This window comes from Pseudomonas sp. W5-01, from assembly GCF_046540435.1.
In the GTDB taxonomy this organism is placed as follows: Bacteria; Pseudomonadota; Gammaproteobacteria; order Pseudomonadales; family Pseudomonadaceae; genus Aquipseudomonas; species Aquipseudomonas graminis_B.
Genome location: NZ_JAXCIP010000004.1, coordinates 567,188 through 590,384 on the forward strand (window position 1 = coordinate 567,188; position 23,197 = coordinate 590,384).

Sequence of the window (23,197 nt, forward strand, 5' to 3'; positions counted from 1 at the left end):
TATCCGATGAAAAAGACCGTCCTTGCCTTCAGCCGCGTGTCTCCGGAAATGGCCGAGCGCCTGCAGCAAGACTTCAACGTGATCATCCCCGACCCGAAAAAGGGTGATCTGAACGCGCAGTTCAACGAAGCCCTGCCCCACAGCCACGGCATGATCGGCGCTGGCCGCAAGCTGGGGCGCGAACAACTGGAGAATGCAAAGCAGCTGGAAGTGGTGTCGAGCATTTCGGTCGGTTACGACAACTACGACGTCGACTACCTCACCGAACGCGGCGTCATGCTGACCAACACCCCCGACGTGCTGACGGAAAGCACGGCAGATCTGGGCTTCTCGTTGATCATGGGCAGCGCCCGCCGCGTCGCCGAACTGGACGCCTACACCAAAGCCGGTCACTGGAAACGCAGCATCGAGGCGCCGCATTTTGGCACCGACGTCTACGGTAAGACGCTGGGCATTGTGGGCATGGGCAATATTGGCGCGGCAGTCGCACGGCGGGGTCGTCTGGGCTTCAACATGCCGATCCTGTACAGCGGCAACAGCCGCAAGACCGCCATCGAGCAGGAATTGGGCGCGCAATTCCGTACGCTGGATCAGTTGCTGGCCGAGTCGGATTTCGTCTGCCTGGTGGTGCCGCTCAGCGAAAAGACCCAGCACATGATCAGCACCCGTGAGCTGTCACTGATGAAGAAGAGCGCGATTCTGGTCAACATCGCGCGCGGCCCGATCGTCGACGAGCCGGCGCTGATCAAGGCGCTGCAGGACGGCACGATTCGCGGCGCCGGCCTGGATGTCTACGAGAAAGAGCCGTTGGCTGAATCGCCGCTGTTTGCGCTGAGCAATGCGGTAACGCTGCCTCACATCGGCTCGGCGACTGACGAAACCCGTCAGGCCATGGCCGACCGCGCCTACGCCAACCTGCGCGCCGCGCTGTTGGGCGAGAAGCCGCAGGACCTGGTGAATGCGCAGGTGTGGAAGGGCTGAGCTCACTGTGACGATCGTTCCCACGGTCCCAGTGGGAACAATCAAAGGTTTCAGCCCGCCTTAAGCCAGCTTCGCCCCCACAGGCACAATCACCCTGGGCTTCCTGAACACCAGCACGTTCCCCGCCATCACCAACACCAGCCCCATCAGCGCGGGGGCGGTCCATTGATAGCCTTCGGCGAACGCCGATACATTCAACGCCACCACCGGGAACAGCACCGTGCAATACGCCGCGCGCTCCGGGCCCATGCGGCCGACCAGGGTGAGATAGGCGGTAAAGCCAATCACCGATCCCGGCACCACCAGATACAACAGCGAGCCGATGTACCGCGCGTTCCACTCAAACCCGAACGGCGTGCCGCTCAGCAGGCAATACACGCACAGCATCGTCGCGCCATACAGCATGCCGTAGGCATTGGTGGTCAGCGGACGCAGGCCGGCCTTCTGTTGCAGGCTGGAGAGCATGTTTCCCGCAGAGAAACACAGCGTGCCGAGCAGGGTCAGCGCTAGACCGATCAAGGTCTCGCGGCTGGCGCTGTGCCCGGCCAATTCCGGCCAGAACAGGCACGCCAGCCCCATCAGCCCCAGCGTGCCGCCCAACACGACGTTGCGCGCGATTTGCTGCTTGAAGAAGATTCGGGCGTTGAGCGCGTTCCACAATGTCGCAGTGGAAAACACCACCGCCACCAGACCGGTCGGAATCCACTGGCTGGCGGTGTAGAAGCACATGAAATTTACGCAGAACAGGCACAGCCCCTGCGCCAGGCAGATGAGCTGCCCGCGGCGATTGACCTTCTGCAGTTTCCCGGTCCCTAGCAACAAGGCGAAGAGGATGAGCGCCGCGAGGCCAAAGCGGTAGACGATCGACACCGGGATGGCGACCTCGCCCAGTTGCAGTTTCAAGGCGATCCAGGTCGTGCCCCAGATTAAAACGGTCAGCAGATACAGCGTGATGTTCATGTCGAGCTCCCCAGTGAGGCCTCAGTCTGGCGGCGCGGGTCTGCCCTCACTTGCAGAAACTTGCGCATTTGATCGTCACCCCGCTGGCAGGGGGCAGCGCTCGGAGTAGGATGCGAGGCGCAGAGGAGTCCCCATGTCGTCACTCGAAACCATCCAGGTCTTTCAATCCCTGAACAGCTCGCCCCACGCGCAGCTGGAGAAGTGCGCGCCTCTGGGCGACGGGGTGATGGCGGCGCTGTGGAACAACCGTCATGACGCGCAGAACTACCATGCGCCGACGCACCACACGCTGTCGTGCTACATCGACGGCGGCACGGGAACATTCCGCCGCGATCAGCCGGGCAAGAAAGGCGCTCCGGACAAGATCTGCACGCTGCCCGCCGGCCATCAGTCCTCCTGGGTGGTGAACGGTGAAATCCGTCTGGCGCATTTGTATATCAGCCCCGAACAGTTCGCCCTCAACTGCGTCACGCTGCTGGATCGCGAGCCACGCCAGTTGGCGTTGCAGGAGCACACGTTTCTGGATGATCCGCTGCAGGCCGAGCGTTTTCATCGCCTGATCCGCATGGATTGGCGAGAGCCCGGCGAGCGCATGCTCACCAGCAGCCTGGCCCATGAGCTGCTCGACCACATGGTTCTGCGCCAGGTCGGGCTGCGTGAAGGGTTGCGCTTGAAAGGCGGGCTGGCGCCGCACCTGCGACGGCATTTGGTGGAGTTCATTGAGCTGAACATGGCCGAGCCGTTAAGCCTCGGGCAATTGGCGGGCATGTGCGCGTTGTCGGAATACCACTTCGCGCGGATGTTCCGCGAAAGCTTCGGCCTGCCGCCCCATCAATACCTGCTCGCCCGACGCCTCAACCGAGCCCGCGAACTGCTGCGCTCGACCCGCAAGCCGTTAGGCGAGATCGCCCTGGAATGCGGCTTCGCGAGTGCCAGCCACTTCAGCAACCGGTTCAAACAGTCAGTCGGCGCGACGGCGGGCGAATACCGGGCTGCGTTTGAGTCGCGTTAAAACTCCAGCGTCGTCGCGATCACCACCTGCCGTGAATCCCCCAGGGACACGAAATAACGGCTCACCGCCGAGCTGTAGTAGGTGCGATCAAAGAGGTTTTTCACGTTCAGCTGAAACTTCACTTTCTGCCCGTCCAGACGGGTTTCGTAAGTCACGAACGCATCGGCGACGGTGTAGCCGGGCAGATCAAAATCATTGTCCGGATTGCCCGGGCGTTCGCCGACGTAGTGGGCGCCCGCTCCCGTCCGCAGCCGATCTGCGCCCAGCACCGCGCCAAAGTCATACACCGCCGAAACCGAGCCGCTGTGCCGGGGTACGTTCTGTAAGCGGTTGCCTTGCAGGGTCGGGTCTTCAACCACCCAGGCGTTGGTGAAGGCGTAACCGCCAATCAGGCTCCAGCGTTCTGAAAGCTGCCCGCTAACGTCCAGCTCCAGGCCCCGCGAGCGCACTTGACCCGCCGTGGTGTACACCGTGTCTGCCGTCAGTGAGTCAAAATTCGCCACCAGCACGTTGCGCTTTCTGATGTCGAACAGCGCCAGCGTCGCACTGACGCCATCTGAGGAATCCCACTTGGCACCCAGCTCCCACGCTTTCGATTCTTCGGGCAGCGTCGCCGAATCCAGCACGGTGCCCCCCGCCAGCGCAGCGATGCTGGAGTTGGGCTTGAACGCCTCGGTGTAACTGCCATACAACGAAAGCTCATCGCTGTAGCGGTAAACGAGGCCCGCTCGGGGAATCCACTTTTGCCCGTTCAAATCGGTATTGCGCGTGAACGGCGAGCCTTTGCCAGCCTGCTGATCGAACACTTGATAACGCGCGCCCGCGACGAAAATCCAGCGATCGGTGAGGTGCACGGAGTCCTGAGCAAACACCGAGTCGCTGCGCAGGATATCGAGCTGATGGCTGTCCGCCGCACTGACCTGAGTGCCCTCCGCTTCCTGGCCATACACCGGATTCACGTAGCTGAACGTGCTCTGGCTTTTCTGGCGGATCAGCTCACCGCGCGCGACTTTGCGGTATTCGTCGTCGACGCCCATCAGCACCTCGTGCCGCAACCCCGCCAGCGAGGTGTCGCCGCTCAACGTGAGCGTGGTGAAGCGATCGGTGCTCAGGGCGTTGCCGGTCCCGTCGATGGAGCGGGTCAGCGTGCCGGTGGCCGGATCGACGGCGGTCACGCGCACCTGACTGGCGTCGTAGGTCTCGCGGTTGTAGCTGTAACCGAGGTGGCCTCTCCAGGTGTCGTCGAAGGTGTGATCGACCTCGAATCGATACAGGTCCGAGCGCCCTTCCATTGTGTTGAAGGGCTCGTCCAGACGCCGGGTCGCGGGGATGTTCAACGGACGGTTTGTGCGAGGATCGATTGCCGTGCCGCGATCAAACGGTGAGAGAAATTCCCGGTGTTCGTAGGACGCCAGCACCTCGGTGTCATCGCCATACCAGGCGAGCGATGGCGCGATCAGCGATTCACGGTGTACGCCGTAATTGCGCCAGTAATCTTCGTCTTCGTGGTCAACGATCAAGCGGTATGCCAGCCCGGTGGACGCCCCTTCAGCGCCATCAATCGCGCCGGTGCTATCGAACGTTCCGCCGCTGCCGTTTTTGCCTGCGCCGTAGCTTGAACCCCGTGCCGTCAGCGAGTTGGCCGACTGTAGCTGCGGACGCTTGCTGACCACATTGATCACCCCGCCCGGGTCCTGAATGCCATACAACAGCGACGCCGGGCCCTTGAGAACTTCGACGCGCTCGGCGGTGACATTGAGGTTGCGGCCCTGCACCACCGGCATCCCGTCGCGCATGATCGAACCGTCGCGATTCTCGCCAAAACCCCGCTTCATCAGCGTGTCCTGTGTGCTGCCGAGGGTGTTGCCCTGGGTTACGCCACTCACGTTGGCCAGCACATCGTCGAGATTGCGCGGCGCCTGATCCCTCAACACCTGCGCCGGAACAACGCTGACCGCCTGCGGGGTTTCAAGGCGCGGTGTCGCGCTGCGCATCACCGATGTCACTGCAGGCGGCTGATAGCTGTAAACGGCACTGAGAGTGGAGTCGATCTGCGTCGCGCCAAGGGTGACCGCACCCTCGACGGGGCGGGATTGCAGCGTGAAGGTGTCGTCTGTGGCACGGCGGAATGTGAGGCCAGACGTGCCCAGCAGAATGCGTAACGCCTGTTCCGCACTGAACGAGCCCATCAATGCCGGGGCATCCACCGCGTACGGCACGTCCTGGGTGTAAATAACCCCCTGCCCTGTGACTCGACTGAAATCCCTGAGCGACTGGGACAGCGGTTTGGCCGGAATCGAAAAGTCGTAGGCCGGCGCGGCTGCCTGAGCGCAGGCGCTCCAGACCGCTATCACCGAAAAGCCAAACCCACTTCTCACATCGATCACCCCGTTTGAATGCGATACACCTCAACAACTCGCCTGCGATCAACGGATCACAATGACCCGCCCGAGCGCTTCGTATTGCTCAAAACCAACCACGGATTTCAACGCCGCCAGCACGGCCTGCGGATCGCGGCTCGGGAAGCTGCCGCTGATGGTCTTCGCGGCCAGTTGGTCGTTGAGCAAAATGATCCGGCCCGGGTAATAACGGTTCAGGTCGCTGATCACATCAGCGAGGGGGGCGCGGGCGTAATTGAGCCAGCCCTGACGCCAGGCCAACTGGCTTTCGCTGTCGACAGACTGCGGAGCGCCGGTTCGCTCACGGTCATAACGGACCCGCTGACCTGCCGTCAGGATCTGCTGCGGGGCATCGGCGGCCGCTTTGACCCCAACACGTCCCGACAGCACAGTGACTTGCGCACCAGGCGGCTGCAGCCGTACTTCGAATTGCGTGCCCAGCACCCGGGTTTCGCCGCGTCCGCCATCGACCACAAACGGCTCGCCAGTGTGAGTAACTTGAAAGAATGCGGCGCCACGGCGCAACTCGACGTGCCGCTCTCCGTCGCCAAAATGCACGGCGATTGCGCTGTCGGCGTCCATCGTTACCTGCGACCCGTCTGACAGGATCAACGTCCGGACCTGCCCCGGCGCCGACACATAATCGGCATTCAAGTCCTCTGCCCAGCGCTGGGGATTCCAGCCCAGCCCCGCGCTGATCATCAGCACCAGACACGCCGCCATCGCCAGCGCCGCTCCCCTGCGCGGCAGCCTGCGCGGCTTGGGTGCGTTCATTTTCCGCAGCAAGGCATTGAGTGCGGCGGCGTCTTCGCTGGCCAGTGTGGCGGCAGGCTCTTCGCTCAGTTCCCACACGACCTGAGCCTGGGCGTACGCTTCGGCATGAGCGGGATCAGCGTGCAGCCAGCGGCTGAAGCGCGCCTGATCGGCAATCGTCGGCTGGTTGTGCAACACACTGAGCCAATTCAGGGCCATGGTATGGGGATCGGCAGTCGGATCAGGAACGGTATTCATCGGCGTATGCCCCCGGGTTTCCCGGCAAGCGGCGCAACCCGAGTGACGTCCTGATTGATGCTCGCCTTGCAGACCTGCAGGGCGCGCATCATGTGTTTCTCCACGGCACTCTGCGAAAGGCCCATGGCCCTGGCGATTTCGGCGTACTTGCGCCCGTGGATTCGGTTGAGCAGGAAAATCTGCCGGGTTTTCTCCGGCAATCCGCGCAACGCCGTCTCGATGTGGCGCAGATCGTTGCTTGCTTCCAGCGCCGCTTGGGGTTCGTCAGTCTCGGCCCAGTGCGATTCCGGCAGCCGCTCATCGCTGAGCCGGGCGCGGGTGCTTTCATTGCGCAGATGGTCAATGGCGATATTGCCAGCACAGCGCAGCAGGTAGGTGTTGAGCTCCTCGACCTGCACCAGCGGACGCCGCCAGAACCTGAGAAACAAGTCCTGCACCAGATCCGCCGCCGTCGCCCGGCAACCCACCCTACGGCTGACCAGCGCCTCCATTTGCGGACGCTGGGACAGAAACACCTCCAGAAACCGCGCGCGTGCAGCCTTCGGAGCCTCGTGGTCGAGGTCCTGGCACGCTGAGTTCAAGGAAGGAGGCGGATCGATCATGATTCAGGCACGGGCTGGGGGAGGATGCGAGGCGCGATATTAATGATAAATATTCTCATGCGCAAAAGATGTCCGACGAATCTCGCAACAAATCTGCAGCGGCCGAAGGTTGCCCCCAAAAAGGCGCGGCCCAGCAAAACTGGACTTGCCGGTCGAGTTCCCCCTTTCGCGAAATATATTCTCGGTTCCAAGGGGTTGAATTGTTCGGGGATCGGCGCCAACACTGTGAATGAGGGCAGACGAAAAACACCTCGTCCAGACTCTCCCGAGCAAGCCAAAGTAAGGGAAGAACTATGCAAATCCAGGTCAACAGCGATAACCACATCGAAAACAGCGTCCGTCTGGAGGAGTGGGTACGAACCACGGTTGAAACTACGCTCGAACGATACGAAGAGGATCTGACCCGCGTTGAGGTCCACATCAACGACGAAAACGGCGACAAGCCAGGCCCGCATGACATCCGCTGCCAGATGGAAGCCCGGCCAAAAGGACACCAACCCATTTCTGTGACCCACAAGGCCGATTCGATCGATCAGGCAGTGGATGGCGCAGCGGTCAAACTGGACCACGCCCTGGAACATCTTTTCGGAAAACTGCGCGGCAACAAACGCGGCGCGGCTCCGGTGATTGAAAGCGATCTGGATGACGAGCCGGTCAGTGCTGACGCGTTGCTCGAAGAAGAATTTCTCGAGAAGGACGAAGCGTTGCACGGCTGATGCAGCAGCTATGAAACACTGAGCGACTGAAAGAGGGGCGAGCCTGGAAACGGGCCCGCCCTTTTTTTTGCGCCGTCATTAGGCAACCAGCGCTTGAATGGTGAGCCGCGCTAAACGGGTGGCCGATTCAAGTGGCCGACCTTTCGCACACAAAGAACGCATGAGGCGCGCAAATGGTGCCGAGCGGGAATGGGCCAAGCCCTTGGCCAGTACAAGACGGACGCTGAAACCATGACCTGCTTCTCGTTTCCGGGCCCTTGGGTCCAGCGATCGGGACCATTTACACCTTTCGTCCGTTGTGGCCCAAACCCTGCAAGCTTTGTATCGTCGAGCTTACACCTCACCTGCACGCCGCAGGCCTGCTGGCCTCGGACGCAGTGACTCGCTCAATACGACGACGTTTCAACGGACCACTGATGGAAATCACCGCGATTTCAGCGAGCGCGGCCAGGGCAGGAATCATTAACCGTTGATCGGCTTCGAGAACTAAAGGGATTCACCCCCAGTCAATTCATGCAGATCGTTAACAGGTAACAGGCCATGGATAACCCTTTTCAACTGATCACCGACGCCTTCCATCCCGACTACCGGGTCAACCTGAGTATCCAGGGCCTCGACGGGACCCTCATGCTGACGCTGTCGAATGAGTCAGGTGTGGTCGCCAAACGGCTGATCAGTGCCGAGCAACGCAACTCGCCCAAGCGGCTGCGCCGTTTGATCGAAAGCATCCAGTTCGGCATCGCCATCGAACAAGGCCATAGCGCCATCAAGATCCTGGCGGCCATGACGGATGGCGACCTCAAACAACTCTCGCCTCCGCCTACCCGAACCCGCTTCCTCGGCCGTCCGCAGTTGACTGCCGGCCTCTGATTTTTTGATGCGCAGGGCATGAGGCGATAGTGATTGCCTCTCCAGCGCAGTCTTTTCGCGGCATCATTCTCAACCCGCTCCGTCCCCCGCCGACGATCGCCAACGTCCCTGTAATGCCCGCCGATTCAGCCCTCAGACAGAAAGCACCTGCTACAACAAACCTGTAGCAACAAACCTGTAGCAAGCCGGCTGCCCCGTTACACAACAACGGCGAGCAGCAGAGTCTGGACAAGTCTGAGGTGACGATATGTCTCTACGATACATAGCGCTGATTGGCGCGCTGGCGCTCGCGACCGGCTGCGTGGAAGAAAGAGTGGTGCACGAACGCCGAGTGGTCGACCGACCCGCGCCCCGCGCCGAATACGTCGAAGTCGTCGCCCCACAAGCGCCGCCCGTGCGCGTCATCGAAGAAGAACCGGCTCCGCGCCCGGGCTATGTCTGGTCCCGCGGCTACTGGCGCTGGAACGGCAACCGCTACGTCGCCGAACACGGCCACTGGGAAGCGGTACGGCCTGGCTATCGTTATCAACATCCGTACTGGGAAAGTCGAGGCGATGGCTGGCATTACCATGTTGGGGTGTGGGTGAACTGACCGTTCTTCGCACGTGAAAATGCCCCGTTTAGACGGGGCATTTTTTTTGGATTCGCTGGTGGATAGCTCATCGTAAAACAGCTCGCTGATTGCAAGCGGCGATTACAAGGGAGAGGCAAGTTTGTACCGAACGACCATCCCATCTTGCAAAGTATCTCGGTCGCCGCTGCAGCAACCTGCCGACTGCTTGAAGCATCACTGGTCGTAGCGCTAATGGCGAAGGACAGGATCCACTCTCAGTTGTCTTCTTGCGGCTGTAGTCCTAAATTAGCGGCATGCCGTGGTCCTGTCGGGCCACCATCTGGGCGTAAATGCCGCCCAACAATGGAGACCTAACCGCTAAATGGATTTTTTCGCTAATTTACCTGGCTGGGGCGACATGGAGCGAAACCTCGACCAAAAATTCAGTGAGCTGACTCAGGGCGTTGATGACGGCTGGAACGGCTTCACCCGCCGCATCAGTAACGGCGCAACTCAAGCCTACGGATACGTGAGTGGGCATAGGATCGATAATGTTCGCCACGCGCTGGACTTATCCTCCCCCATCATGCAGATGAACATTCGGCGCAAATGGGCGTCGATCAATATTGAGGAAATTCTGCCGGAGTTGATTAAGCTGTTGCAGGAAGTTGTGATGATCGTGGGCGGCAGCGTAATGATGGGAGCTGCGATGGGTGGCGCAGCCGGCTCACTTGCTTTAGGTGCTGGAGCCTTGCCCGGTGCGGCAATCGGCGCAAGTGTAGGGTTGCAGGTCGGAAACTTGATCATGGCAGCGCTTGGGTTATATGCAATCGCTGGTTATTTCTCGGCAGGTATCGGGCCATGCCTATCGACGATATACGAAGGGCTATGCACTGCGTGGCAAGCTGAAGACGGCTTGAAAGATCCAGGCCTTGACCCCACTGGCGGTTCCGCTGCGATGATCCAAGACCGCATAGAGCGCGCAGCTCGGCTGCTGGCCCAAGGGCAAGAGCAATTGGTCTTGCTATTACTGATGGCTATTGTCACTTATCTCACTCGAGGGCAGATGAGAGCGGGGGTATCCAACAGTTTGGAAAGTATCGCGACGAGGAGTGCCAAGCTACGAGCAGATGTTTCCAGCAAACCAATCGTTGAATGGCTCACAAAAAACGAAGAGAACCTTTTGGGACATCCTGAATTACAGATCAGGGGGGTCACTTCAGTCGAGCAGCTGGCGCGGGAAAGTAAAATGCGTGACTTTTACGCCAAGCAAGACCCAGAGTTCGTGTCAGTCGAGCATAAACGAAACTCTGTGAAGACACTTGAGCCAAAGGGCTTAAGTAACCAGCAGGTCCGTGATTATCTGCAAAGCGTTGACGGACAAAAATATATAGCTAAAATCGCAAAGGCAGACCCTGAGTTACCATTTCCAGATATTTTGGAAAGAGCCATCAGTCATGTAGCCTCAGGAAGTACCGTACCGGTCACCACCAGCATTACAACACCGCTTGTGAAAATCGTACCTGTGACAGAAGAAAGCGTCTCTGCCTACTCACCATTCTTCACCACAATGGAAGAATTGCAAGCGGCGGCTAAATCCGATAAAACTCTAGCGGATGCACTCGGCTTACCGGTTACGAGTGAAAATGCTAGATATCACGTGTTTGAAATTACGCCACTGCAGCCCACCGAAGTTTTCAAGAGCACGGTTGCACCGACAGTGGAATTCGGCGGGAGAATCACCAGAACAGGCGGGGCGGCACAATATTTAGTGCCTAATCGGCAAGAATGGTCCGCAGCAAAGCTCATTGGCGAAATCGACAATTAGGAATCAGTATGGACATACTAGCGCTGAAACAGACCGCAATCGAGTTACGCAAGCAATTAGAACGGTATAAAGAAAAGGAACCGGCAGCACTCGCGTTGTATGAGCATATGGAGCCTTTAATATCGGCCGCCGAGCGAGGTGAGATTAATACCCAGGTCGAAGCACGAGACATACCAGGTCATCGAATTATGGATGAATCAAACCTCCGAAAATATCGTGATCTCTCTGGAGCGTATAGCAATTTCTATATAGAACTTATCGAAGGCCGTGACATGCTCAAAATGGTAGAAGAAATTGCTAAAAAGGCAAGAATGTAAAAGAGCTATATCCGGGCAATCGTGGACCGATATGAACGCTGCGGAAACGTACCGTGACTTCTCGGCGTTGGCTGCTAACCGCATACCTACCAAAAGCCAAGACCTATGCCGGGCAAACGGTAGATGAGTCCTAAACAATAAGGACTCATCCCATCCCTACTCCACTTTCTCCTGCACCGACGGATACCTCGACGAGGAATACCTCACCACCAAAATCGAGAACGCCAGCAACAGCACGCCGCCGCAGACATAAATGATCCCCAAATCCGGCGCTTTGTGATGCGACACGTCGCTGATCAGCAAGCGAATCAAAGCGGTCACCCCGATGTAGAGCAAGAAGCGCAGCGGCATGTGGTTGGTCTTGAAATAGATGCCGACCATCGCGCCCAGTTCGAGGTAGATGAACAACAGCAGAATATCGTCCACCGCGATGTAGTCCTGCCCGAGCATGCCGATGAACGCTTTTATAGCGGCGTATGCGGTGACCGCCCCAATACCGAACAGCGCCAGATAGTGAAACGCTTCAACGGCCAGATTACCCAGGCTGTTGGCGCCGCCGTGAAGCTTCGCCCGCATTCGATCTGCCCATCTCACACCAGCCATCCCTCACCTCCCCTGACCAAAACAAAAGTGTTCATAACGAGCGCTGCGATTGAGCGCAGCGGTGGATCTGTCGACGCAGGGCGTTGGCCGCGTTGATGTTCACGATGTACTTCCTTGGGTGATCCGGACGGGATGATGCGCCGCGCGCATGACGATTTGCCCGTGCGCAGCCTGGTTGTAGGCAAGCATTAATAGGGCCATCGGCTAAGGTTGAGAACGTGACCAGATGTCGCAAGGCTGCGCCTGGTAAAAAAAGTGAGCGCTCACCCCCTACCCAAGCCGAGGCGATTCACCTATGCTGCGCACTGTATAAATACACAGTAAAAAGACGGAGCACGCTGTCTTTGCATCATCCGTCGGCCGAAGCGTTGAGCGCCCGGGCTGATCCCTTACAACTCTGGAAATGACGACGAGGCCAACAATGGCTGTTGAAACCCTTTACCGCAGTACCCGTGATTTGGAGACTACGTTCGTGGACCGCAAACTCGCCGATGCCCATGATCAGATGCTGGAACTGGCAGAGCTGCTCACCGATGTGCTGATGAAGAACGTCGCCGGGCTCTCCGAAAAACACGCTGAAGACGCCAGTATTTTCATGGCGAAGAACCGCGCCGTCTTCGCTGCCGCTTTCAAGAGCAACGCCCTTGCCCTCAACGAGCTGGCACCCGCGGCGGAGCAGGCTGAGTAATCAGCCCAGCGACTTTGGCTTCAGCCAGTTGAGGCAGATTTGCCACGAAGGCGATTCACTCCATGTCCAGCAGCCGTTCTGCCAGCTCATCCGCCACCCGCGCGGGTGAGCGCTTTTCAGCTTGCGCATGGGCGAACACCTCGGTCAGCCGCGTGCCGATCTGAGACAGATGCGCGGTGATGTTGCCCGGGCTTTGCCCCTGATGATGCAGTGCGACATAGATCAGGCCACCGGAATTGATCACGTAATCCGGGGCATACAGAATGCCGCGGGCTTCCAGTTGGTCGGCGATCGCGGCACAGCTCAGCTGGTTATTGGCGCCACCCGCGACGGCGGCGCAGCGCAACTTGGTGACACTGTGGCTGTTGAGTACGCCGCCCAGCCCGCACGGCGCAAGGATGTCGCAAGGCGTGCTGAGCAACGCTTCGCTGGCAATCGGCTTGGCGCCCAATTGCTCCATGGCGAGTTGCACCTTGCCGCTGTCCAGATCTGCGACCAACAACTCGGCGCCCGCCCCATGGAGCTGTTCCGCGAGCGCATAACCCACATGCCCCAATCCCTGAATGGCCACGCGCAAACCTTCAAGGTTATCGCTGCCCAGCCTGGCCATGGCCGTGGTCCGAATCCCCGCGTACAAACCCAATGCGGTGTGCGCAGAAGAGTCGCCGACCGCCGTGGTGCCGGTGACATGCTGAGTGGATTGGGCTATGCAGTCCATGTCCTCTCTGGAAGTGCCACTGTCCATGGCCGTGACATAACGTCCGTCAAGGGTCTGCACGAACCGTCCGAACGCCTCGAACAGGGCAGCGCGATCAGGCACGTGGGCCGGGCGCATGATCACGGCCGTTCCACCGCCCAATGACAATCCGGCGAGCACGGCTTTGTAGCTCATGTTCCTTGCCAGCTGGATGGCGTCCTCGATGGCGCTCTCTTCGTTTGGGTAGGAGAGGTAGCGACAGCCCCCCATCGCCGGACCTTTCTGGCTGCTGTGGATCGCGATCACCGCTTTCAGGCCGGTGCGCGGCTCAACCATCATGTGCAGTGATTGCACGCGTGAGCTTTGCATGAGAGCGAACATGGGCACTGCTCCCCTTTTTCGTACTGGCGAGTATAGGCGCTGAATGAAAAAAAGAAGGTCGGGCCGAGCGGATCCGGACGACGGACTGCTGTTGGCCACGCGCGATGAATCAACGCTGGACGAAGGCAGCGGCCAAGGCTAAAACAGAGTCATCCTTTAGTTCTTCTCAGCCGTCTTATCCTGCCGGAGAAGTCGATGAATCCGCGCCAGCAATGCATTGCCTGTCTAGAACGGAACCCGCCCTCCACATTCGACGCTGCGGTATGGATCGCTGCGGAGCACGACGGGGAAGTTGATGTTAAGGTTATTCGCGATCAGCTCGCCGCGCTGGAGCGCAGTGTCAGTGCGGCATTACCTTTATTGCCGGTCGCCGAGCTTGCCCAGCCCTTGCTTCGGCAACTGGCGACGCTGGGGTTCCAGCAAGACGATGCCGCTCAGCCCAAACCCCAGGCTGCCTTGATTCACAAAGTGCTTGAACGTCATCGCGGCCAGCCGCTGGGGCTGGCGCTGGTTGCGCTGGAAATAGCGAAGCGACTGGAGATTCCCCTCGAAGGCGTGAACTTCCCGGGGCATTTTCTGCTGCGGGTGCCCAGCGCCGACCATACCCTGGACCCATGCGGCGGACGCAGGCTCTACCCCAAGGACTGCCGTGAGTTGCTCCTGCGTCAGTTCGGCGCGGACATGCCGCTCAAGGCTGAGCACATGAAAACCGCGACGCCTGCAGCCATGCTTCAACGCCTCTCGCGAAACCTGCGCTATCTGCATCAGTTAAACGATGATTTGCTCGCGGCACTTAAAGACGCAACCCGCGTGATGGAACTGGGCCAGGCCAGCACCAGCGATTACCTCGCCCGTGCCAGCCTGTACCAGCATCTGGACTGCCCCCAGGCCGAACGTTTCGACCTGGAGCATGCGTTGATGTTGAGTGATGACCCGTTGCAGAAGTTGCGCCTGACGCAGCGTCTGCAGTCTCTGCCGAGTGGGCGCGCCATCCATTAAACGGTCTGGGCTGCCAGTTTTTTTACCGCCCACTGACCGACTTTGATGACCAGTGCCTTATCATGAGTCAGGACTGTCTTGACGCCGGTGCCTCCCAGTATTGATCCAAAGACAGCAGATCCAAAAAACCAGGACGCGGTCGCGCGGTCTCCGTCGTGATAGGCGAGCAAGCCTCGTTGTATATCGATGGCGGTGTGAAGCACTGTCCATGCAAGCGCTCCACCGGGAAACGGCATCAGCAGCACGGAGCCGAGTAACCTTACAACCGAATAAACCTTCTCGAGCCAGCGCTTCGTCCGGCTTTTGGTCTGAGCATCGACATCGGCAATGATGCGACTGATTTGTTCGTTGTAAAGTTCATGGATGTCAGTGATTCGATCGGTATTCTGGTGCTCCCTGTTTTCAACGCGGACCCACTGCACCGGGAGATTGCGGTCCATGGCGTCGAAACGAGACCCCACACTCGGCTGTCCTTTGTAGGGAACACGAAGGTAGTAATAGTGGCGCATGGCAGGCGAGCGCATAAGTTGCACGTAGTCGGTCACCTTTCGGAAGCTGACGCCATCGGGAGCATCAGGGGTATATAACAGATTGAAGTCGCCATCCGAGGAGCTGAAATCCCGGAGCATATAAACGCCTTGAACAATGTAACCGGCAAAGCGGAACATTGAAGCGCTGCTGCGGCTGATACGGCGTTGCAGCCCCTCGTTTTTGTCGAGCACCTGCTTATCCAGCGAAACAATCAATGGCACCAACCATTGATATTGCGCAGTGGATAAATTGCCTTTCAAAAATTCTCGCATCGCAGCTGAGCGCATATCGAACTGCAGACGCCTGCCAAATAACGCCCTGCGATAGCGATACTGCTCGTGAGAGGTGTCCAGGAACTCTCTCCTGATCCACTGGATGTAACGCTCACCCAACGCCGCTTCCCGCAACGATTTGTCCACTCGTTGGACGAAGTACAAGGGCAGCGCCCTGAGGTCCTGCCCTACCGAGGAGTACATCGGCGCCGCAGGAGTAAAAGCGTACTGGTCGGAAAACCCTTCCATGAACAGGCTGGTCAAGGACCTCAGCCGCGTGTACGCACTGAAGTCCGGATTCGCGACGTACGCAGCGTTCTCCAGATCCACGAAGAGCGTATCGGTATCGACGCGCTCGTTGATGCCTTGGCTGGCAATGTAATCATTGAGCAGCTTGCTGCCTTCGCTCCTGGCGAATTGCTCGAAAGACACCATCGCCTGCGTTGTGTGCACAAACGCCTTGTTCAGTTCGCTGACCCGATGATCAAGCAATGCAAGGGCGCCACGGTTCGCATAAGCAGTTTCCATGGTGAACCCCAACAAATCAGCATCATCCCGAGTCAGCGTCCGGTCGACCTTATGACGAATTGCATCTGAGAGACGATCTTCGAAGTTGTCCCCTTCCAGCTCATGGAAAACGACACTGGACTCACCCCACAACGTGCCCTTGAGACGAACTTTTTCCAGAAAATCGGAATGGTCAGCCTCGGCGGTTAAAGCCGTCTGGTCTTGCACATAATTGCCGCCCGCATCGGTCGCCAGCCAGCTGCCGACTTCGAAGGACAACTGGCGCCACGAGCTGAACCCGAACATATCCTGGCCGCCTGGCGCACCGGGTGCGTAAAGAACGTAATGATCGTCGCCTGCCGCATCCTGCTTACGGAACACCAGCAGATCTTTGAAGCGCATGCCGTTGACAGCCAGTTTCAGGCTGCCCAGCGTCATCACTGCACCGTCTTGAATAATGTCGGCGCGCACCAGATGGATGAGGTCCTGGCTTCGGTCGTCCATCAGATGGCCTTGCAGCACAGCAGCCCAAGCACTCAGCGCCAACGCGGCGTCTCGCCTGTGGGTCAGGGCTCGCAAGGTCTCCTCATGGGTAAACTGCGCCCTGAGCCGCTGCAGGTAACGGCGCTGCACATCCAGCTCATCAAGCATTGTTTTCACAAACTCGAATGTAAACGCAGGATTCGAATACGCAACAGGGACCATCACCTTGCCGGGACCTGAAACTGCCGGCAGGCCATGCATCGCGAAATCAAGCAGCGACTTGCGGTGGTTCACCGAAAAAGTGCCGCCCTGAAGGTCGAACTCATCCGGCACGCTGATCATTATTTGCTGCGCGTCGATCGAATAGCCCAGATGCCTGCGCACATAGCGATCAATCTCATGACGGGCAAATACTTCCAACGATTCCAGCCCCTCAAACAGCGCATCAACTGCACGCTTGCGTTCGCTGAATTGGTTATTGAGGTTCGCATAGTGCTCGCGCTTCTCGGGGGCCGCGTATTTAAGCCATTGAGGCTGAGTGAGGTCCTCGGCACGAATGGAAAGGCTCCTGAACCGGTGCCCCATCCCTTCATCAATATGAGCACACACCTGCACTTCACTGACTTTTTTCAAAAAGGTGTGATTGCCCTCGCTGTTCGCTCTGGCCTGTTGCACCAGAAACTCGAAGTCCATGGCCTGCTTGTTACGAAGTCCCTGAACATGGCAGTGCAGCAGTGGCTCGATACAAGGCTCGTATTCAAGATCGTCGTTGCCGAAAACATGATTTTCGGGCAATCCCGCAAGATCCGATAAATAAAGGTTCTTCAGCAACGGCTCCTTACCCGATGGCCAGGACAGTCGCCGAGCCAGCTGGCTGTTGAGCTCAGAAAAAGAGTCATACCGCTCAACTCCGCCTGCGGCCATGACCAGATAACAGGGTCCGGAGGCGTGGCGGACATCGACCGCCTGTTCATCCCGCGCGACCGCGAAGACCGAGAGCAGCGGCGCTTTCATTTCGCGCGGCAGACGCAGGGATATCTTGAAAAGCCCGCCAGTGGGTTGGTGACTCAATGCATGCAGCAGGCGTTTTTTTTCCTCGTCGTTGAGTCGCTGCTCAATAACCTGAAACTCAATGTCGTGCTTGAGTGCCGAATGATGATGCGCACTGACGATTTCGTGGCGCGCCGCACTTTTGCCGCCCGCCGGGGAATGCTCACGGCTGTCCCATGCCCAGCCAAGCGCCGCGTGATAAGCCCCGGGAAACATCGCCAGCACTTGGCCAAAAATACTTTTGATCGTGGAGAAATCTTTTTCTGCCACCAGGTGCTGCACCTCGGTGCTGTCGTGGCGGTAATACAGGCGTTGGGAATCTTGATCGAAGGCGCTGGCCCCTTGCGTCATCGCCTGAATCAGGGCATCAGTAAGTGAACGCGAACTTTGCACCGCTCCGGACGCGGACGCGGTGTTCAGAAAAATAATGTCCGGGTTCCACACTGATACATTCCCGCGCAGAAAGCTTGAAAGGCGGTCAAAAGCGACATCACGAAGCGAGGGGAGCTTGTCCAGTACCGAGGTGCATTGCGAGCACGCCGTGGTAAAGGCGAGAAAGTGCCGGGTGGTGGCGTGCTGCTGAAGCGCACTTTGGTTATTGAAGGGAATTGCAGCAGATAGATCATTCATGGATACAGCTCCGATAAAGAACCGTCACGCCCACCGGCATCCGGCCAATGGGTACAACGTGAGCGGTTCGAGCGGGCTATTTTCCGACGTTTGCTCAGCTTGGTAAGCGGTACATATTGCTTGGCTCATGAGGCTGAACGGACGCAGTTCGCAGGAAATGAACACCGTACTCGACTGACTGGAGTCTTCTCCTACTGTTGATATGTCAGAGTGCACAGCGGAAATCCAGCCGTCTGCGGCCCCCGAAAACATCGATGGGCGCATTCAAAGTTGAGGGTTTGAAGTCTGATGAATGACTGATTTTTCTTAATGGCTGAAGCAGTCACTCAACGCTGTATTGTTAGCGCCTGAATCAACGTTTGGTTTGCGCTGCTGCGATTGCTGATGGGCTTGCCTCAGTCAAGAGCGCCAATCGAGTGATAGTACTGGGCCAGGCCAGCACCAGCGATTACCTCGCCCGTGCCAGCCTGTACCAGCACCTGGACTGCCCCCAGGCCGAACGTTTCGACCTGGAGCATGCGTTGATGTTGAGTGATGACCCGGTTCAACGGGTGCGACTCACTCAACGTCTGGTTCAGCTCCCCGGAATGGGTGCGCTGCATTGATCATCGGAACTGCGGCAGCCCAACCGACGACGGCTTTGACGTCTTGCCAAGGCGCTTCAATTTCTCCGCCTTACGGATCTTGCGGACTTGCTTGGCGGTTTTGTAGGCGCCCTTCGCAGCATCGATGAAGTAGCGTTTCGCGCGTTCATGGTTGCCGTCCTGGTAGGCGTAGATGCCCCGAAACAGATCGACCGTCGCGTGCAGGGCTGTCCACACCGCTTTGGTTTTCGGGTTCAGATTTGCAACATAGCCGCCGTATTTGCGAACAAAGTTGTACGTCTTGAGCAAGCGCCGCTCGTTGACACTCTCGGTCTGAGCATCAATGTCCACCATCAAGTGGGTAACGATGAAGTCGTGCAGATCTTCGAAGTTCCTGACCGACGGCACTGAGTGAGCGACCTTGTAGAATGTGTTCCTCACCATGGGGGACTGTTCAAGTTTTTGCAGCAATGGGCCGATGGTGCCCTGAGCCCTGAAGTTCGCGCGGTCGTAGTAATACCGGTTCATGCCAGGGCGCGACACCGAGCGAACAATGTCGTCCTCCTGACGAAACAGATGACCATCAGGCGCGTCAGGCGTGTAGGCCAGCGTCCCAAAGCGGGCGTGGGTGGCGTCCGGTTTGAAGAGGTAGATATCGACAAGTGTCTTGTGCTCCATCACCAATCGATGAAACGTTCCCGGAGTCTCCACCGTATTCCCGACAATGCTGCCATCCAGCCCTGCAATCATCCGTACGAGCCAGTTGTACTGATCGAGCGCAAGGCGCCCGGCGACATATTCGTCCAGCGCGTCACGGCGCATCTGGTAATGAGTCTTGCGGGAGAACAAGGCGACGATCGTCTTGGGCGGGGAATTGGAAATGCTCCAGGTATGTCGGCGCAGCTGCGTCAGGTACTCATCCGCGTAATTTGAGCCGCGGATCATGCTGTCAACGATTGCGCCGGAAAGTGCGGAAAGGTCCTGGCCGATGGATGAGTGCAACGTGGCGGCGGGGTGAAAGGCGTACTCTTCCTCCGAGTAACCCACCATGAACAGATCTGTCAGGCATTTGAGCGTGGTATAGCGGCCAAAATCGGGCTGGCCCTCAGCCGTTGCGTTCTCCAGATCGCAGAACACGGTATCCGGGTCGATACTTCCCGGTATGCCGGAGGCCCTCAAGTGCGCAGTGATCAAGCGTTCGCATTCACGCCGGGCCGCTTCACGCCAAGGCGTGATGCCGAATTTGTCGTAAGCGGCATTCAGTGCCTCAATCCGGTAGTCCAGCAACACCTGCGCGGTCCGCTGCTGATCGGTAACGTGCTGCATCCGCGCACTGGACACACTCGGATCCCGCGCCAGAATCTGCTCGATCTTGTAATAGCTCAGGCCCGACAGCGCGTCCGTAAGGAAGGAGCCATTGATGGAGATGAACTGCACGCTGTCGGCAGTCCACTCCGAGGGCACCAACTGAACTCTCGCGATATAAGGGACGACGTGATGATCCGGGTTGACGACCGTTTGATCCAGCAAGTACTGCGCGCCCTGTGGGGTCGCCAGCCAACTGCGGATTTCAAACGACAATTCACGCCATGTGGAGAAATCGAGCAGATCGCGGCGGCTCGGGTGGCCGGGCGCATAAAGCACGTAGAATTCATCCTTGCCGCGGATCTCACGCAGAACAACCACATCCTCGAGCCTCCGGTTGCCGCCCTTGAGGTACAAGGCTCCGATTTTCAACGTGCTGTCTCTGCCTAGATTGGCCTGCACGCGCTCAATCAGCGCCTGGCCGCGTTCCGACAGATGCCCTTGCAGCGTTGCCGCGCAGGCACTCAATGCGATATCGCTCGCGCGCAAGGCACTCAGGGCTTTCAGGGTGTCCTGCTCGCGGTAGCGGCGCTCCAACTCGAGCCCGTAGCGCCGCTTCAAATCGAGGTCTCGCACCAAACGGCAGACAAAATCGAAATTCAGGCGCAGATGGGAGTACGCGGGGTCAATCTCAATACTCGGCCCCAGGCGAAGCTCGACCTCGGGCATGCCTTCGAGGGCAAAGCCAAGCAATGTATTCGTGTAAACGGTTCTCAGCGGCTCATCAGAGAAGGACATTTCATCCGGTAGATTGATCCTCAGGCTGGAAGGATCGAACGTATAGCCCAAGTGCTTCATGAGGTAGGCGGCAATTTCTCGACGCGCATAGATTTCAGCCGTTTCGGTGCCAGCCAGTTGCGCCTGCACACCCTCCTCACAACGCGCCTGCTCTTGCGCGAGCGCGTCATAGCGCTGACGGTCAGCAGCAGGGGCGGACGTGAGCCAATCCGGCAGGCTGCGCTCCTGCACGAATGCCAGCAGAGCCAGATAGCGAACATTCAGGGCCTGCTCCAGATCATCCAGGCGGCTGACGTCGTCGAACATCCGCAGCAGTGCCTGCGAGTCGCCACCGCTCAGCGATGCCTGGGCACTGAGGTGATCGAAGTCGTTGATCTGCTTCTCTTGCAAGCTCGCGATAAAGCGCGCAGCGGGCGTATCGTTCAGCAGCGAGTAACTCAGCTGCACCGAGCCCGGGGCGGCCTCGGCGATCAGCAACTGGTGTTCGAGCGAGAGGTAACCCACCAAGAGTTCGCGTGAGTCCTCTTCGCCAAGGCGGTGATACAGAGAAGCCTCCATCGCCCCAAGCGTGGCGAACTTTTCCACCCCGCCCGCCGGGGTCATGAGGAACACGGGTGAGCTGTTTCCATCGGCAGCCAGGGACGAGCTGTCGGTATTTTCAGCGGTTGCCACAAAAGCGCCGATCAGCGGAAGCGCAGCGCCTTCCGATGTGCGCAACGACACGGCATAACGACCTTTGCAATCAACATCGTCAACCACCTGTCGCAGCCGAGTCCGGTCCGCCCCGTCCAGCTCACGTTCGCCGACGGCCAACTGGATGGCATGGTGAAAAACCCAGGACTGCAGCTTCTCCAGCACAACATCGCGCGTACCCGTCACAGCGTCCTCGCCGGGAATGGGCGTGAAGGTCTGCTCCTCGAAGGTCCAGTACTCGTCGAGACTGAACTTGAAGAAACCCGGCAGCTTGCTCAGCAGGCTCGGAAACAGCGTCCTGATGGCTTCGATGTCCCAGCCCGGCAAGGCGTGAGCAGGATGAGCAGAATCTCGACGGGTGGACACGACGGCCTGTTTATCGTCGAGGTACGCACGGTCCCCGATAAAGGCGTGCAGCAGCGCCTGAGTCAGCGCAAGCGGCTCCGGATGAAACCCGCCGGTGTTTTTCCTGTGAATGAACAGCGCGTCAGGGTTTGGAAACCGGGTGCTTCGAGCAAGGGCGTCGACCAGCAACTGCCTCGCTGCCTCCTGCAAGGTGGGGGCTTGGCGCAGTTGCTCGACGATCGACGCCGACAGCTCGCCTTCGCTTTTTGCATGATCGAGCAGGGAGCCCGCATTCTGGCGGGCACTGTTTTCAACAGAACGATGAGTCATCTTTACAGCTCCAGGATAACCATCCACGCCACCCAGGCATCCAGCCAAAGTGTGAAAAACGTGAACAGTCCAAATGAGCTGTCATCTAACCCGCTGAGTCGCAGAACGATGGAATAACTATTGATTGAGATGAGCGACAGGCGCCGACCCGTTGTGCAGGAAATAAAGTTGAACATCGCCTGTTTGTGGTGCCTTCCTACTGTTGCTGCGGCGGTAACACTGCTTGTCACAAACTGCGCTTTTTCGCTTACAGCAAACCCCTTAACCTTCGCGCCATCCGAGCAGTCCCTCACCCTCTGCCAACCGTGGCAAAGGAAGGGGGAGCTCAATCGTCGTCACCGACGTTGTGTTTTGAAGCTCCTGGATTCAACGTCTTATTTGGCCGCTGCGATTGCAGCGGCTTTTTTTGCTTTGGGGTCAGTAACGATTTCCGGAAGCCTTTTATGCTTGAGGGTCCATCCTTCCGCTCAAAAACAAAGCTCAGAAAAATCCCACAGCATGTCTAGCGACATTCCTACGCAACGTTCTGTTTAAACATTAGTCATCGGCGAGGTGGAGACACCGCGCGACGATACCCAACAATAAATGGCTAATGGAGCTCTAACATGTTCAAGAAAAAAATGACTTCACTGATCCTGGCGGCAAGCCTGGCGTCGCTTGCTGGTGTAACTGCAGCGCAACCTGCTGCAAGCACGATGAATTTCTGCACCAAGATTTCAGGCGCTATTCCGGCCGGCACCGTAAACCCAAATGAGGAACGGGTGATCTACGGACCGTACACGGTGACCTGCGGGACGACGTCCCATCACTTCAACGTGACAGGCGCTTCAGGGCAAGTTCCTGTGTTCGTCCAACAGCTTCAAGGTGGCAGTTGGTCTTCGATAACTAGACCAATGTACGATCCATCAGGCTTGTTCGGTGCTGGCACATTCCGGCTGGTGATCGATAATCGACAAAGTTCCAAGTCAACCAGCTACTCCGGAAGCTACGTCGTCCCGATGTAACAGCTGAAGGCCTGGGACACACTGGCTGTGCCCCAGGCCGCACCCACA

Annotated in this window: 18 protein-coding genes and 1 pseudogene; 11 read left to right on the top strand and 8 right to left on the bottom strand. The window is 58.4% G+C overall.

Annotation, left to right across the window (positions count from 1 at the left end; all coding sequences use genetic code 11):
• Positions 1 to 6 precede the first annotated feature (6 nt).
• Positions 7 to 981 (top strand): 2-hydroxyacid dehydrogenase, encoded by a 975-nt coding sequence (locus SLW75_RS16055; protein ID WP_410928418.1) that lies wholly within the window; start codon positions 7 to 9, stop codon positions 979 to 981.
• Positions 982 to 1,041: 60 nt separating this feature from the next.
• On the opposite strand, the gene SLW75_RS16060 is transcribed toward SLW75_RS16055, so the two are convergent.
• Positions 1,042 to 1,941 (bottom strand): DMT family transporter, encoded by a 900-nt coding sequence (locus tag SLW75_RS16060; protein ID WP_065991895.1) that lies wholly within the window; start codon positions 1,939 to 1,941, stop codon positions 1,042 to 1,044.
• 133 nt (positions 1,942 to 2,074) lie between these two features.
• Here SLW75_RS16060 and SLW75_RS16065 point away from each other — a divergent pair, with 133 nt between their 5' ends.
• The gene (locus SLW75_RS16065; RefSeq protein ID WP_410934906.1) at positions 2,075 to 2,953 is read left to right on the top strand and encodes a helix-turn-helix domain-containing protein; all 879 of its coding nucleotides are present in this window, start codon (positions 2,075 to 2,077) and stop codon (positions 2,951 to 2,953) included.
• Here SLW75_RS16065 and SLW75_RS16070 read toward each other — a convergent pair.
• Genes SLW75_RS16070 through SLW75_RS16080 form a run of 3 tightly spaced genes read right to left on the bottom strand, consistent with a single transcriptional unit; the run spans position 2,950 to position 6,965 of the window.
• The gene (locus tag SLW75_RS16070; protein WP_410934907.1) at positions 2,950 to 5,331 is read right to left on the bottom strand and encodes a TonB-dependent siderophore receptor; all 2,382 of its coding nucleotides are present in this window, start codon (positions 5,329 to 5,331) and stop codon (positions 2,950 to 2,952) included. The genes SLW75_RS16065 and SLW75_RS16070 overlap by 4 nt on opposite strands.
• 48 nt (positions 5,332 to 5,379) lie before the next feature.
• Positions 5,380 to 6,363 carry a FecR family protein gene (locus tag SLW75_RS16075; RefSeq protein ID WP_410934908.1) on the bottom strand — a complete coding sequence of 328 codons (984 nt, stop codon included), beginning with the start codon at positions 6,361 to 6,363 and terminating at the stop codon, positions 5,380 to 5,382.
• A complete protein-coding gene (locus SLW75_RS16080) occupies positions 6,360 to 6,965 on the bottom strand; it encodes an RNA polymerase sigma factor (RefSeq protein ID WP_410934909.1) in 606 nt (201 codons plus the stop codon). Before SLW75_RS16080 ends, SLW75_RS16075 begins: the two co-directional genes overlap by 4 nt.
• Before the next feature lie 293 nt (positions 6,966 to 7,258).
• On the opposite strand from SLW75_RS16080, the gene SLW75_RS16085 reads away from it, so the two are divergent.
• From SLW75_RS16085 to SLW75_RS16105, 5 genes are all read left to right on the top strand, one after another.
• Entirely contained in the window at positions 7,259 to 7,681 is a 423-nt protein-coding gene (locus SLW75_RS16085) for an HPF/RaiA family ribosome-associated protein (protein ID WP_065991892.1), read from the top strand.
• Positions 7,682 to 8,221: 540 nt separating this feature from the next.
• Positions 8,222 to 8,551: a DUF3509 domain-containing protein gene (locus tag SLW75_RS16090; protein WP_410934910.1), complete on the top strand. Its 330-nt coding sequence runs from the start codon at positions 8,222 to 8,224 to the stop codon at positions 8,549 to 8,551.
• 247 nt (positions 8,552 to 8,798) lie between these two features.
• The gene (locus SLW75_RS16095; protein ID WP_074884139.1) at positions 8,799 to 9,143 is read left to right on the top strand and encodes a YXWGXW repeat-containing protein; all 345 of its coding nucleotides are present in this window, start codon (positions 8,799 to 8,801) and stop codon (positions 9,141 to 9,143) included.
• Positions 9,144 to 9,486: 343 nt separating this feature from the next.
• Positions 9,487 to 10,932: a DUF6861 domain-containing protein gene (locus SLW75_RS16100; protein WP_410934911.1), complete on the top strand. Its 1,446-nt coding sequence runs from the start codon at positions 9,487 to 9,489 to the stop codon at positions 10,930 to 10,932.
• Between the two features lie 8 nt (positions 10,933 to 10,940).
• Positions 10,941 to 11,249, top strand: coding sequence for a hypothetical protein (locus tag SLW75_RS16105; protein ID WP_065991887.1), 309 nt, complete (start codon positions 10,941 to 10,943; stop codon positions 11,247 to 11,249).
• Between the two features lie 156 nt (positions 11,250 to 11,405).
• Here SLW75_RS16105 and SLW75_RS16110 read toward each other — a convergent pair whose 3' ends face one another.
• The gene (locus SLW75_RS16110) at positions 11,406 to 11,825 is read right to left on the bottom strand and encodes a phosphate-starvation-inducible protein PsiE (RefSeq protein WP_410928410.1); all 420 of its coding nucleotides are present in this window, start codon (positions 11,823 to 11,825) and stop codon (positions 11,406 to 11,408) included.
• 448 nt (positions 11,826 to 12,273) lie between these two features.
• Between SLW75_RS16110 and SLW75_RS16115 the strand changes: the two genes are divergently transcribed.
• Positions 12,274 to 12,540 (top strand): YebG family protein, encoded by a 267-nt coding sequence (locus tag SLW75_RS16115; protein ID WP_065991884.1) that lies wholly within the window; start codon positions 12,274 to 12,276, stop codon positions 12,538 to 12,540.
• 55 nt (positions 12,541 to 12,595) lie between these two features.
• On the opposite strand, the gene SLW75_RS16120 is transcribed toward SLW75_RS16115, so the two are convergent.
• Positions 12,596 to 13,618: a Glu/Leu/Phe/Val dehydrogenase family protein gene (locus tag SLW75_RS16120; protein ID WP_065991883.1), complete on the bottom strand. Its 1,023-nt coding sequence runs from the start codon at positions 13,616 to 13,618 to the stop codon at positions 12,596 to 12,598.
• Positions 13,619 to 13,813: 195 nt separating this feature from the next.
• On the opposite strand from SLW75_RS16120, the gene SLW75_RS16125 reads away from it, so the two are divergent.
• The gene (locus SLW75_RS16125; RefSeq protein ID WP_065991882.1) at positions 13,814 to 14,617 is read left to right on the top strand and encodes a SirB1 family protein; all 804 of its coding nucleotides are present in this window, start codon (positions 13,814 to 13,816) and stop codon (positions 14,615 to 14,617) included.
• On the opposite strand, the gene SLW75_RS16130 is transcribed toward SLW75_RS16125, so the two are convergent.
• On the bottom strand, positions 14,614 to 18,090 hold the full coding sequence (locus tag SLW75_RS16130) for a dermonecrotic toxin domain-containing protein (RefSeq protein ID WP_410934912.1): 3,477 nt from the start codon (positions 18,088 to 18,090) through the stop codon (positions 14,614 to 14,616). The two genes, SLW75_RS16125 and SLW75_RS16130, sit on opposite strands and share 4 nt — an antisense overlap.
• A gap of 383 nt (positions 18,091 to 18,473) precedes the next feature.
• On the opposite strand from SLW75_RS16130, the pseudogene SLW75_RS16135 reads away from it, so the two are divergent.
• Positions 18,474 to 18,695, top strand: a pseudogene (locus SLW75_RS16135) (hypothetical protein); the annotation flags it as partial.
• Here SLW75_RS16135 and SLW75_RS16140 read toward each other — a convergent pair.
• A complete protein-coding gene (locus tag SLW75_RS16140) occupies positions 18,696 to 22,172 on the bottom strand; it encodes a dermonecrotic toxin domain-containing protein (RefSeq protein ID WP_410934913.1) in 3,477 nt (1,158 codons plus the stop codon).
• A 578-nt stretch (positions 22,173 to 22,750) separates the two neighbouring features.
• Between SLW75_RS16140 and SLW75_RS16145 the strand changes: the two genes are divergently transcribed.
• A complete protein-coding gene (locus tag SLW75_RS16145) occupies positions 22,751 to 23,149 on the top strand; it encodes a hypothetical protein (protein ID WP_410934914.1) in 399 nt (132 codons plus the stop codon).
• The last annotated feature ends 48 nt before the right edge of the window (positions 23,150 to 23,197 follow it).

Bases quoted from the DNA above. Each gene is read 5' to 3' on its own strand.
- SLW75_RS16055 (WP_410928418.1), top strand. From the start codon at position 7: ATGAAAAAGACCGTCCTTGCCTTCAGCCGCGTGTCTCCGGAAATGGCC.
- SLW75_RS16060 (WP_065991895.1), bottom strand. From the start codon at position 1,941: ATGAACATCACGCTGTATCTGCTGACCGTTTTAATCTGGGGCACGACC.
- SLW75_RS16065 (WP_410934906.1), top strand. From the start codon at position 2,075: ATGTCGTCACTCGAAACCATCCAGGTCTTTCAATCCCTGAACAGCTCG.
- SLW75_RS16075 (WP_410934908.1), bottom strand. From the start codon at position 6,363: ATGAATACCGTTCCTGATCCGACTGCCGATCCCCATACCATGGCCCTG.
- SLW75_RS16080 (WP_410934909.1), bottom strand. From the start codon at position 6,965: ATGATCGATCCGCCTCCTTCCTTGAACTCAGCGTGCCAGGACCTCGAC.
- SLW75_RS16085 (WP_065991892.1), top strand. From the start codon at position 7,259: ATGCAAATCCAGGTCAACAGCGATAACCACATCGAAAACAGCGTCCGT.
- SLW75_RS16090 (WP_410934910.1), top strand. From the start codon at position 8,222: ATGGATAACCCTTTTCAACTGATCACCGACGCCTTCCATCCCGACTAC.
- SLW75_RS16095 (WP_074884139.1), top strand. From the start codon at position 8,799: ATGTCTCTACGATACATAGCGCTGATTGGCGCGCTGGCGCTCGCGACC.
- SLW75_RS16100 (WP_410934911.1), top strand. From the start codon at position 9,487: ATGGATTTTTTCGCTAATTTACCTGGCTGGGGCGACATGGAGCGAAAC.
- SLW75_RS16105 (WP_065991887.1), top strand. From the start codon at position 10,941: ATGGACATACTAGCGCTGAAACAGACCGCAATCGAGTTACGCAAGCAA.
- SLW75_RS16110 (WP_410928410.1), bottom strand. From the start codon at position 11,825: ATGCGGGCGAAGCTTCACGGCGGCGCCAACAGCCTGGGTAATCTGGCC.
- SLW75_RS16115 (WP_065991884.1), top strand. From the start codon at position 12,274: ATGGCTGTTGAAACCCTTTACCGCAGTACCCGTGATTTGGAGACTACG.
- SLW75_RS16120 (WP_065991883.1), bottom strand. From the start codon at position 13,618: ATGTTCGCTCTCATGCAAAGCTCACGCGTGCAATCACTGCACATGATG.
- SLW75_RS16125 (WP_065991882.1), top strand. From the start codon at position 13,814: ATGAATCCGCGCCAGCAATGCATTGCCTGTCTAGAACGGAACCCGCCC.
- SLW75_RS16130 (WP_410934912.1), bottom strand. From the start codon at position 18,090: ATGAATGATCTATCTGCTGCAATTCCCTTCAATAACCAAAGTGCGCTT.
- SLW75_RS16145 (WP_410934914.1), top strand. From the start codon at position 22,751: ATGTTCAAGAAAAAAATGACTTCACTGATCCTGGCGGCAAGCCTGGCG.